The organism is Collinsella sp. Sow4_D11 (genome assembly GCF_052116465.1).
GTDB lineage: Bacteria > Actinomycetota > Coriobacteriia > Coriobacteriales > Coriobacteriaceae > Collinsella.
The window spans coordinates 1-11,193 of record NZ_JBQKLA010000034.1 but is presented as its reverse complement, the minus strand read 5'-3'; the positions used below and the strand labels follow the sequence as shown (position 1 = coordinate 11,193).

Sequence of the window (11,193 nt, the reverse complement as noted above, 5' to 3'; positions counted from 1 at the left end):
CGGCGCGCTCGCCCGCTCGCTAAAAACGCTCCGCGTTTTCTTTACGCTCGCGCCTCGACCGAGGTTCGAATCCATGCATGGCTTCCAAAAAAGAAAAGCCCCCGTTGCCGGAGGCTTCAAGTTCGATTGGTGCGGCGTATAGGATTCGAACCTATGACGTTCTGATTCGTAGTCAGACCCTCTATCCAGCTGAGGTAACGCCGCAGCGCAAGACATATGAAACCATTTTAGTTAATTGGAGTCAAGCACAATCTTGATTTTTTTCTAGACCATTTTCCTCATGCAGCTCCGCATGTATCACCGTTTCCCATACGATCGATCGGCTTTTCAACCACATCGAACCCAACACCGAGTTCCCTCAATAGCGAGCGCACCCGCTGGGCGCAATCATACTCGGCAAACGAGATACTCAGCATGCGTGCCACCTGGTTAGAAGTCCCGACTCCATAGAACCGTTCGAGTGTTGCAAGCCCTTCGTGCGTCACAAAGGTCTCAACTACATGTGGCGACTCCTCAAAGCACCATTGGGTCAACGGACCCTCACTCGTTTGCCTCACCACCAAGCCACCCATACCCGATGGCTCACACGTAACTAGCAGGTGCTCCCCACCTTCATCGCTCTCAAACAAAACTACCCGCTCATCAAACAGGTCCATCACATCCCCTTCTCTCGCTCGTATCTAGTAAAAGCATAGCAGGTAGACGACCGTATACAGAACACTTGTTCGTGTATTTTCTATTGAGCTGTCCGCGCGACATGGTAAGGCTCCGAGCACAAAAAAGGCGCCCCGGATAGGGGCGCCCCCGCAAATCGCTTATGCAGCAAACCTACGCGATCGGCTCGATCTTCTCGAGGCCGCCCATGTAAGGACGCAGAACCTCGGGGATCGTAATGGTGCCGTCGGCGTTCTGGTAGTTCTCCAGAATGGCGGCCATGGTGCGGCCAGCCGGCAGACCGGAACCGTTAAGGGTGTGCAGGTAGCGCGAGCCCTTGAAGTTCTCGGGATCGCGATACTTGATGTTGGCGCGGCGAGCCTGGAAGTCGCCGCAGTTGGAGCAGGAGCTAATCTCCTTGTAGGCGTTGTAGCTCGGCAGCCAGACCTCGATGTCGTAGGTCTGACGGGCAGAGAAGCCCAGGTCGCCGGTGCACAGGCTAATCACGCGATACGGAAGACCCAGCTGCTGAAGCAGGAACTCGGCCTCGGCGGTCATGCTCTCGAGCTCCTCGTCGGACTCCTCCGGCTTGGCAAACTTGACCATCTCGACCTTGTCGAACTCGTGCTGGCGGATGATGCCGCGGGTGTCGCGACCAGCAGAGCCGGCCTCCTCGCGGAAGCAGGGGGTGAAGGCGGTGTAGCGGCGCGGCAGGGTGTCGGCATCGAGAACCTCGCCGGCGTGCAGGTTGGTAAGCACGACCTCGGCGGTGGGGATCAGGAAGTTATCGCCCGAGACATGATAGGCGTCGTCCTCGAACTTGGGCAGCTGGCCCGTGCCAAACATGGTCTGGCGCTTGACGACGATGGGCGGCCACCACTCCTTAAAACCACGGCTGGTGTGCGTATCGAGGAAGAAGTTGATGAGGGCGCGCTCCAGACGGGCGCCGGCGCCACCGAGAACGGTGAAGCGGCTACCGGAGAGCTTGTTGCCGCGCTCGAAGTCGAGGATGTCGAGGTCGGTGCCCAGATCCCAGTGCGGTTTAAAGTCGAAGTCGAACACGCGCGGGGTGCCCCAACGACGGCGCTCGATGTTCTCGTCCTCGTCCTTGCCGTACGGGGTGGCCTCGCAGGGAATGTTGGGCAGGTGAGCCATAAAGTCGTACTGCTCCTGCTCGAGAACGGTGCGGCGCTCGGCCAGACCGTCGATCTTATCGTTGACGGCGCGCACGGCCTCCTTGGCGGCCTCGGCCTCGTCCTTCTTGCCCTCCTTCATCAGGGCGCCGATCTTCTTGGACTCGACATTACGCGTGGCCTGGAGCTCCTCGACCTCGGTGATGACGGCACGACGCTCATCGTCGAGCTCAAAGAACTTCTCGCGATCCCAAGACGTCTGGCGGTTAGCCATGGCGGTATCGATGGCATCGGGGTTCTCGCGAACAAACTTGATATCAAGCATTAGATCCTCCGGCGATATACATTCCATTTAGGTTGCAACCTTGTACATGTATGGGCAAGTATATACTTATGAGCGTTTACGACCCAACTCAACTACGCAAGAAGGCACCCAATGGACGCAGTTTTTTCCTTTTTGTTTGGCACCCGTACCGGTTTTGCCATCCTTTTCGCCGGCGGCATCCTGCTGTTTGCGATTCTTGCCTTTGTAATGGAGAAGCGCACCCATAAGCTCTATGTCGACCGCGGGCCCAAATCCGAAGAAGATCAAGACAGCTTCTGGGACTAACCTGCCATTTAGGGACAGGTTTATTTTGGTCGGTTTTATCTGGGCAAACGCAAGCGCCCCGCAACCGGTATCAACCCGGTTGCGGGGCGCTTTTCGCTATAGAGATAAAACCGCAGGAAAAACCTGCCAAAATAAACCTGTCCCTAAATGGCAGGTTTACTGAAGGGTGGCGTCGATGGCCTTGACCAGGGCGCTGCGCATGCCGGCGTCCTCGAGCGCGACGACGCCCTTGATGGTTGCGCCGCCGGGCGAGCACACGGCATCCTTCATCGCCGCAGGATGCTGCCCAGTTGCAAGCTGCAGTTTCGCCGTACCCAGAACCATCTGGCTCACAATGCGATAGGCGTCAGCGCGCGGAATGCCGTGCTTGACGGCCGCGTCGCCCAGGGCCTCAATCGCCATGGCAACAAATGCCGGGGCGCAACCGCCCACGGTACCGCCCACAAACAGCAAGCTCGTATCGAGCTCAACGACAGTGCCAAGCTTTCCGAGCAGGTCGAGGACCACGGCACGCTGCTCGCCGTTGAGCGTAGAGGACTTCTCGCAGGCGATGACGCCCTCGCCCACCGAAACCGGTGTATTGGGGACCGTCGAGATGTGCGCGACACCCGGCAGAACCTGCTCCCACTTGGCGCTGTCCCAAGTCCAGGCGACCGAAAGGACGACCTTATCGGCAAGAGTATCCTTGAGCGGAGCGAAGACCTTCTCGATCATGTACGGCTTGACCGCAGCAACCACGATATCGGATACAGCGACAACCTCCGCCGCATCACGACAGGCAAGTATCCCACGCGCCTCACAGCGCTCAACCAGGGCATCGTAGCGGCCCGCGCAGGCACACATGTCGCTCGCAGCCACACCGGCGGCAATCCAGCCATCGGCCATAGCGCTCGCCATATTGCCAAAACCGACAAATCCAATCTTCATATCTCATAGTCCTCTCAGACAGGTTCTTCAAATCGAGAGCTATTGTCCCACGGCATTGTTTCGTGTTGCCGACCTATTTGTGATACGGCTCACCACGGCTAATCTTGCAGGCGCGGTAGACCTGCTCCAGCAGCACCACGCGCGCCAAGTTATGCGGCAAGGTAATGCGTCCAAAGCTGAGCATTTCGTCAGCTCGTGAGCGAACATCGTCGCTCACGCCGTCCGATCCGCCAATCACAAAGGCGATGTCGCTGTTGCCTCGCAACATAAGATCATCGAGCCGCGCCGAGAGTTCCTCACTCGAGCGCTCTTTGCCCTCAATGGCCAGCAGGATCACATGCGCTCGGGGCGGCAGGGCTGCAAGAATCGCCGCTCCCTCCTTGTCGCGCGCGGCATCCACGCCGCCCGCCTTGGCCGGGTCGATATCGGCCACCTCGCGCATATCCACCTTGGCATAGGCGCCCAGGCGCTTGGTGTACTCGGCGCAGGCATCCTTCCAAAAACGCTCTTTGAGCTTACCGACGCATACAACGGTGCACTTCACGCGCGCCTACTCCTTCGAATCGTTTTGAACTTTGCCGGCGGTCAGCATCTGCTCGAACATAGAGGCCGACTGCGAAAAGTCGCTCGGCAGCACGACCGTCGATGTTTTACCCGTGCGAGCGAACTCCGTCATCATCTCGGACCATTGCGTAAACATGAACAGCTGGTTGGCCTCATCGTTGCCGACGCCCGTCTCCTGGATAATCTCGAGCGAATCCTTGATACCCAGCGCGATGGCCTTGCGCTGGTTGGCGATGCCTTCGCCCGCCTTTTCCATTGCCTCGGCCTCGGCGGTCGCCTCGGTAACGCGCTTGATGCGGTCGGCCTCAGCGAGCTCCTGCGCAGCAGCGCGCTTACGCTGGGCGGCGTTGATGTCATTCATAGAGTTCTCGACCTCGGTCGGCAGCGCGATCTTGGTGATGAGCGTCGACACGAGGGTAAAGCCGTAGGCGGCCATCTGCTCGGATACGGTGGCGTTGACGTCCTTGGCGATGTCATCCTTCTTGGCAAAGACCTCATCAAGGGTATAGACAGGGATGGAAGAGCGCAGGGCATCGGTAATGAAGTCGCGCATCTGGTCGACGGGCTCCTGCAGCATGTAGTAGCTCTTGTAGATGCCCGAATCTGCCGGGCCGGCTCCCATGTCATAGCTCACGTGGTACTGAGCAGAGACCTCAAGGCCGATAGTCACGTTGTCCTGGGTCTTAACGTCGATCCCAAAACCGTTTTTCATGGTGCGCAGACTCACCGTGGCGGCCTTGCGGTCGATCACGGGCACCTTCATGTGGAAACCCGCGTTGACGATGCGGTTAAACTTGCCCAGGCGCTCGATGATCACAGCATGCTGCTGTTCAACGACATAGCAGGCGTTGGGAAGCAGTAGCAACAAAATGATGATGGGAAGTAGAAGGCTCGTAAGGGCAGCGATAATACCGGATAACAGCATGGTCTCTCCTCCGATGGGCACACGTTGGCACTAGGATACCCGCACAAAGCAGCCATGTGACACCATCAGGAGGCCCATAACAAAAAAGCTCCCATTGCTGGGAGCTCTTTCAATCAATGGTGCGGGCGAAAGGACGTCCGCGTATCCGCTGCGCGGATCCGCACCGGCTTCGCCCGCCTGCCGGCGGACTCGCCAGCTCGCTAAAAACGCTCCGCGTTTTCTTGACGCTCGCTCCTTCGCAGGTTCAAGTCCCTGCGATGGGCCCATAACAAAAAAGCTCCCATTGCTGGGAGCTCTTTCAATCAATGGTGCGGGCGAAAGGACTTGAACCTTCATGGGGTTGCCCCCATACGGACCTGAACCGTACGCGTCTGCCAATTCCGCCACGCCCGCGTGCAGGAATTAGAATAACGGAGCGCCACCGTGAACGCAAGAACTATTTTTGAAAAAGTTTGCAGGCATTGTCCCACGCAGCTTGCGCAATTGCCTCTGCTTTCTCTCCAGTACGATCGACACGGTCGTTGACCAGCGCGTTTGCCGTGATGGAAATCATTGCCGGCTCACACTCAAGACCGCGAATGGGCTCCGGAGCCATATACGGGCAATCCGTCTCGAACAACATTCGATCGAGCGGGGTCGCCGCGAATGCCTCGCGCACATCATTGTTGCGCTTAAAGGTGGCCGCGCCGCCATAGGCGATATAGCAGCCCAAACCCACAAAGCGCTCCATCGTGGCGCGATCCTCGCCAAAGCAGTGCAGCACGCAACCGGCCTGAGGCACACCCACCTCGCGCAGCACGTTGTACGCATCCACATGCGAGGAGCGCTCCTCGTCCGTGTCCTCATGACGCAGATGCAGCTCTACCGGCACATTGCGGCGTACGGCAACCTCGAGTTGGCGCGCCATACAGTCGATCTGCACGCTGTGGGGCGCCGGCGCGATGTCGTCGTCGTAATCCATGTGGTAGTCCAGACCGATCTCGCCGATACCGACGCATAAGGGATCATCAAGCGCAGCAACGACCTGTGCATGAATGTCATCGGTATAGTCCGGTGCACCATAGGGGTGCACACCGGCGAGATACTTTATCTGCGGAATATCCCGCATCGGCAAAATCTCGCGCACCAGCCAGTCGCTATAGTCCGTCACGCTGCGTTTGTCGGCAATGGGATCAAAGATCGTCACCAACAGGTCGACGCCTGCAGCCTTGGCGCGCACAAGCGTCTCGGGTACTTCCTTGCCCCAAAACGAGAGCAAGTGCGCGTGCGTATCGGCAAGCGGCGCCAAGGGCACGGGGCAAGCAACCGTTTTCTTTTTCTTGGTAAACGTCACGCGCTCGTCATTAGGCATCATGGATTAGCTCCTGAGCCAGACGGACAAAATCGGCAACGCCAAGCGTCTCGGCGCGTGTGGTGGGCGCGATGCCGCAAGCCTCAAAGGCGGCATCGAGCACGTCCTTGGCAAAGCCGTTGGCGCTCATGGAATTGCGGATGGTCTTGCGACGCTGAGCAAACGCAGCGTCAATCACGCGGGCCACAAACTCGCGATCAAGCCCCTCGGGCGCTACGCCGTCGACACGGTCGATGCGCACGACGGCCGAATCCACATGCGGCGCCGGCATAAAGCAGCGCGGCGGCACCTCAAAGCGACCCGTCACCTGCGCATACAGGCCGAGCTTTGCCGTATAGCCGCCGTAGGTCTTGTTGCCCGGCGTTGCGGCAATGCGATCGGCAACCTCCTTTTGAACCATGACGACGGCGCGCTTGAGCGCGGGCATCGTCTGGAAGAACTGCAGAATGATCGTCGCTGCCACGTTATAGGGCAAGTTCGCGACAAATACCGTCGGCTCACCGCCCGCGGCCCGCTCAATCTGCTCCGGGCACACCTTGAGCGCGTCGCCCATGATAAAGCGGAAGTTGGCATAGTCGGCGGCATGGGCATCGAGCACCGGCTCGAGCTCGGGATCGGCCTCAATCGACGTGACGCACGCCGCCTCCTGAAGCAGCGCAAGCGTGAGCGTTCCAACGCCCGGACCGACCTCGAGCACGCGCTCATCGCCCGCAAGTTCGGAAAGCTCGCAAATACGCTCGATCACATGGTTGTCGATCAGGAAGTTCTGGCCCAGGCGATGCTTGGTCGCAAGGCCAAACTCCTCCAGCAGCTCCCTTGTTGCCGTGGGGTTTGCCAAAGGCGAAGTTGTCATAGTTGCCTCCTTAGCATGGTGGCGGCGTCTTGAAACAAAAGGGCATGGACCGTTGCGGCCATGCCCTTACACCTAAACAGCAGATTGCCGATATGGCGCGCGGCGTCTTAACCCAGGCGCGGGAACAGCGGCTCACCCTTCTCGACGGGCTGACCACCGGCAAGCAGACCCCAAGCGCAAATGCCCTTGAGATCGTCGCTCGCGGCCTCGTCCTCGCACGACAGGCGGCGCAGGGCCTCGGTAGAAGTCTGGGGCATGAGCGGCATCAGCAGGTGAGCGGCAATGCGGATGGCCTCGAGGAGGTTGTAGATCACAAACGCCAGCTCGTCGGCCTTGGCCTCGTCCTTGGCAAGTGCCCAGGGCTCGGAGTCCTCGATGTAGTGGTTGGCGGCGTGGATGAGCTCCATAACCTCGTCTTTGGCTCCACCGTAATCGAGCACGTCCATCTTGGCCATGTAGCGCTCGGCCAGGCCATCGGCGATCTTTGCCAGCGGGTTATCGAACGCATCGAACGATGCGGGCTTGGCGGGCGCGCAACCATCAAAGTACTTACCGCTCATGTTGAGCGAACGCGAGATGAGGTTGCCCCAGCTGTTAGCGAGATCGGCGTTGTAGACCTGCTCCATGCGATCGAAGCTGATAGCGCCGTCGGTGCCGGGGACCACGTCGGTCATAAAGTAGTAGCGATAACCCTCGACGCCCAGCATGTCGATAACATCCTGCGGGGCAATGGCGTTGCCACGGCTCTTGGACATCTTCTCGGCCTTGCCAGTCTCGGCATTGCGCACGGTCAGGAAGCCGTGAGCAAAGACGTGCTCGGGCAGAGCCTCGCCAATGGCCATGAGCATAGCGGGCCAAATGACGCAGTGGAAGCGAATGATGTCCTTGCCCACAATGTGGAACTGCGCAGGCCAGCGATAGGCCAGCTCGGCACGGGCCTCGTCGGTGTCGACACCGTAGCCGACAGCCGTCATGTAGTTGAGTAGCGCGTCGAACCACACATAGGTCACATGGCCCTCATCGAACGGAACCTGGATGCCCCAGTCAAAGCTCGTACGGCTCACGGAAAGGTCGTTGAGGCCGCCCTCGACAAAGCTACGCACCTCGTTCATGCGGAATGCAGGCTCGACGAAATCGGGATGCTCGTCATAGAGCTTGAGCAGCTTGTCCTGGAAAGCGGAAAGCTTGAAGAAGTAGGACTCCTCCTGCACGCGCTCGAGCGGACGATGACAGTCGGGGCACAGGTGCTGGCCGACGCTGCCGTACTCCTCGTCACCCTTCTGGACCTGTGTGTCGGTAAAGTAAGTCTCGTCGGGCACACAGTACCAACCGTCGTAGCTGCCCTTATACAGGTAGCCAGACTCCTTCATGCGCTCCCACAGATACTGCACCGCATGATGCTGGCGCGGCTCGGTGGTGCGGATGAAGTCGTCGTTGGAGATCTCGAGTTTGCTCCAAAGCTCCTTAAAGTGCGGAGCCTGGCTGTCGGTCCACTCCTGCGGCGTCATGCCATGCTTGGCTGCGGCCTCGGCGACCTTCTCGCCGTGCTCGTCCATGCCGGTCAGGAACTTGACGTTATAGCCGGCGGAGCGACGATAGCGAGCCTGGACGTCGGCGATGATGGTGGAATAAGCCGTGCCCAGATGCGGATCGGCATTGACGTAGTAGATGGGCGTCGTGATAAAGAACGAAGGCTTGCTGTGATCCATGGGGTTTGTCCTCCAGAAAAACGTTGCATACAGGGGATGATTCTAACGCAAGGGCTGGATATCCTCCATCTATTGCATATTGAGCACCATGGCATAGACATCGCGCTTGCGGCGTGAATACTTCTGAGACAGGCGCTTGGCCACCGCAGAGGCGGGCTCCCCCTCCTCGAGCGCGACACGGATATCCGCGCGCAGGGCCTCATCGGGATCCGCTGCCGCTGCGCCAACCGGCACGATGCCGGTCTCCTCGTCTTCACTCGGTGGCGCAATGACCAGCGCAATCTCGCCCTTTACTTCGCCGCGAGCACGCAGCCTCTCGGCAAGCTGGGCGGCGGGCCCGCGCAAGACCTCCTCGTGCAGCTTGGTGAGTTCGCGGCAGACGGCAACCTCACGTTGGGGAAAGACCTCTGCCACGGCCTCGAGCGTCGCCACGATGCGATGTGGAGACTCGTAGAAGATGAGCGCGCCGGGCACCACGGCAAGGCGCTGCAAACGGCGTACGCGGTCGCCGTGCTTTCGGCCCAAAAAGCCCTCGAAGAAAAAATGCTCGCAGGGAATGCCGGACGATACGAGCGCCGTGACGCAAGCAGAGGGGCCGGGAATAACTTCGACGGGCACATCGGCCTCGCGCGCCGCCTCGACCAGCGCCTGGCCGGGATCGGACACGCTCGGCATGCCGGCATCCGAGGCAAAGGCAAGGGTCTCACCCGCCAGCAGGCGGTCGACCAGACCGGTGGCGCGGCTGGCGATCACATTCTCGTCGCAACGGACAAGCGGCTTGGAAATTCCCAGGTGCATCAGTAGCTTTGAGGTCACGCGCGTGTCTTCGCAGCAGATGGCATCGGCGGCGGCAAACGCCTCGCCAACGCGCGGAGACAGGTCGCCCAGGTTGCCGATGGGTGTTCCGACCACATAGAGTTTGCCCGTACGGGCGCTGTTTTGCGTCATATCAACCTATTCAATCATGCCGCGCTCGAGCGTACCGAGCGCCGCGCGGGCGTCCCATGCTGCGATGCGCTTCTCGGTCTTCCACGTTTGGAAGAACCAACCGGCAGCCGGCGCAAACGAAGCCAGCTGGTTGGCGATAAACACGCGCTCGTAGGCATTGCGGCCCTCGGGCGTAACCGACGAGTTGGCAAAGATCGCCGCGCCCGACCATTCGCCCACCAGCACGGGGAACCCAGTTGAAATCGCTTCTTTAAGCTCGCGCTTGTTACGCGAAATCGCCGTCGTCAGCCCGCGGGGGCTCGTGATGTCGAGCGCATGCTCGTCGCGGTAATGGTACAGGTGAAGGTCCATGTAGACGTTCTTGTACTTGGCGCCGCGCATAAAATGCTTCCACTCGCCGGGATGTCCTGAGGACGAAAAGACGACGATCTTATCCTCGGGCATATACGAACGGACGAGCTCGTAGGCATCGCGATAGAAATTGCGCAGGTAGTGGGCCGGAATGCCATCCGTCATGGTAAAGAGACTCTTGCGGACACTCATTCGAGGTGCATCCAGCAGCTCAATGCCCAGAAGGCTTTCGGCTTCGCCGTAGCGATCGGCCAAACGCTCCAGCACGTCGAGCGCAACGTGACGACCGTTGGTGGACGAATGCCACTCGGCAACAGCCTCCGGCGTGGTGGGCGAATCGTTGGAATCGCCCTGGCCACCGGGCACAGTCGCTAGATCGAGCAGCACGCGAATGTCGTACTTGGCAGCCCACTCAATTGCACGGTCAATGTAGTCGATAACCGAAATGTAGGACGCATCGGACTCCTGCGAGCCAAAGGCATACCAGGGCACCGGCAAACGCACGGCATTGAGACCAATCTGCGCCATACGGCGAAAATCATCTTCGCTTACGAATGTCTCATAATGGCGACGCATGCGCTCGTTATAGGCAGCAGTGCCCATGGCTTCTTGCAGTTCCGCCGCATTGGACGCACCTGTCGCCGCGTACAGCGACGGGGTCACCCAAGGCTCGGGAATAAACCAGCCAGAGAGATTAACGCCGAGTATCCTCTCCATCACGGCCCCCTTCGAATCGTGCAGGGCGAACCCGCATCGTATTGCATAGGAAAAGTATCGTTTTGAGTATACCCGCGCACACGGACAGCCGATCGAACGGTCTGCAAAGTGGCGCAAAAGTAGGAGTAATGTCTGGGCGGGCACACCCGAGATGGTACGCCAAGATGTGCACGCGCGCCGAAGGCAGGCGCCGGAAGGCGCATCCCGTTTTTTTGCTCAATAATGGAATGCATTTTCCGCCAGCGGGCCCAACCGGAAAGCATGTCCCGTAATTTCACGTCATTCCGGGTCGCATTTTCCCAAGCGCCCCTAAAGCGGAAAGCGCATCCCGCTCAGGATTGGGGACTGCGGACGATTTCCTGGACCGCTAAATCGCGGCCATCCCCAGCGACGACCGGTAGTCGTCCGGTGTCGCGCCACCGAGCGCGTCGCTTGCCCGCTCGGAGTTGAA

At 59.5% G+C, this 11,193-nt stretch carries 11 protein-coding genes and 2 tRNA genes; 1 reads left to right on the top strand and 12 read right to left on the bottom strand.

The features are described from left to right. Positions 1 to 127: 127 nt before the first annotated feature. From ACTQ40_RS09720 to serS, 3 genes are all read right to left on the bottom strand, one after another. Positions 128 to 204: transfer RNA gene (locus ACTQ40_RS09720), tRNA-Arg, on the bottom strand. A gap of 74 nt (positions 205 to 278) precedes the next feature. Beyond that, entirely contained in the window at positions 279 to 656 is a 378-nt protein-coding gene (locus tag ACTQ40_RS09715; RefSeq protein ID WP_441563997.1) for a hypothetical protein, read from the bottom strand. A 172-nt stretch (positions 657 to 828) separates the two neighbouring features. Further along, positions 829 to 2,112 carry a serine--tRNA ligase gene (gene serS, locus ACTQ40_RS09710; protein ID WP_441563995.1) on the bottom strand — a complete coding sequence of 428 codons (1,284 nt, stop codon included), beginning with the start codon at positions 2,110 to 2,112 and terminating at the stop codon, positions 829 to 831. A 111-nt stretch (positions 2,113 to 2,223) separates the two neighbouring features. Here serS and ACTQ40_RS09705 point away from each other — a divergent pair, with 111 nt between their 5' ends. After that, the gene (locus ACTQ40_RS09705) at positions 2,224 to 2,397 is read left to right on the top strand and encodes a DUF6724 family protein (RefSeq protein WP_195838594.1); all 174 of its coding nucleotides are present in this window, start codon (positions 2,224 to 2,226) and stop codon (positions 2,395 to 2,397) included. Between the two features lie 156 nt (positions 2,398 to 2,553). Here ACTQ40_RS09705 and proC read toward each other — a convergent pair whose 3' ends face one another. The 9 genes from proC to ACTQ40_RS09660 all read right to left on the bottom strand — a co-directional run bounded on the left by proC (position 2,554) and on the right by ACTQ40_RS09660 (position 10,742). After that, positions 2,554 to 3,324, bottom strand: coding sequence for a pyrroline-5-carboxylate reductase (gene proC / locus ACTQ40_RS09700; RefSeq protein ID WP_427719061.1), 771 nt, complete (start codon positions 3,322 to 3,324; stop codon positions 2,554 to 2,556). Between the two features lie 73 nt (positions 3,325 to 3,397). Continuing rightward, positions 3,398 to 3,868: a 23S rRNA (pseudouridine(1915)-N(3))-methyltransferase RlmH gene (gene rlmH / locus ACTQ40_RS09695; protein ID WP_370450649.1), complete on the bottom strand. Its 471-nt coding sequence runs from the start codon at positions 3,866 to 3,868 to the stop codon at positions 3,398 to 3,400. Positions 3,869 to 3,874: 6 nt separating this feature from the next. After that, entirely contained in the window at positions 3,875 to 4,813 is a 939-nt protein-coding gene (locus tag ACTQ40_RS09690) for an SPFH domain-containing protein (protein WP_117848150.1), read from the bottom strand. A gap of 306 nt (positions 4,814 to 5,119) precedes the next feature. Next, positions 5,120 to 5,206, bottom strand: a tRNA-Leu gene (locus ACTQ40_RS09685). Between the two features lie 43 nt (positions 5,207 to 5,249). Further along, the gene (locus ACTQ40_RS09680; protein WP_441563993.1) at positions 5,250 to 6,167 is read right to left on the bottom strand and encodes a TatD family hydrolase; all 918 of its coding nucleotides are present in this window, start codon (positions 6,165 to 6,167) and stop codon (positions 5,250 to 5,252) included. Further along, on the bottom strand, positions 6,157 to 7,017 hold the full coding sequence (rsmA, locus tag ACTQ40_RS09675) for a 16S rRNA (adenine(1518)-N(6)/adenine(1519)-N(6))-dimethyltransferase RsmA (protein ID WP_441563992.1): 861 nt from the start codon (positions 7,015 to 7,017) through the stop codon (positions 6,157 to 6,159). Before rsmA ends, ACTQ40_RS09680 begins: the two co-directional genes overlap by 11 nt. 107 nt (positions 7,018 to 7,124) lie before the next feature. Beyond that, positions 7,125 to 8,726 carry a methionine--tRNA ligase gene (gene metG, locus ACTQ40_RS09670; RefSeq protein WP_441563991.1) on the bottom strand — a complete coding sequence of 534 codons (1,602 nt, stop codon included), beginning with the start codon at positions 8,724 to 8,726 and terminating at the stop codon, positions 7,125 to 7,127. A gap of 69 nt (positions 8,727 to 8,795) precedes the next feature. Continuing rightward, the gene (gene rsmI / locus ACTQ40_RS09665) at positions 8,796 to 9,674 is read right to left on the bottom strand and encodes a 16S rRNA (cytidine(1402)-2'-O)-methyltransferase (protein WP_441540462.1); all 879 of its coding nucleotides are present in this window, start codon (positions 9,672 to 9,674) and stop codon (positions 8,796 to 8,798) included. Positions 9,675 to 9,680: 6 nt separating this feature from the next. Then, positions 9,681 to 10,742 (bottom strand): glycoside hydrolase family 5 protein, encoded by a 1,062-nt coding sequence (locus ACTQ40_RS09660; RefSeq protein ID WP_427719073.1) that lies wholly within the window; start codon positions 10,740 to 10,742, stop codon positions 9,681 to 9,683. Positions 10,743 to 11,193 lie beyond the last annotated feature (451 nt).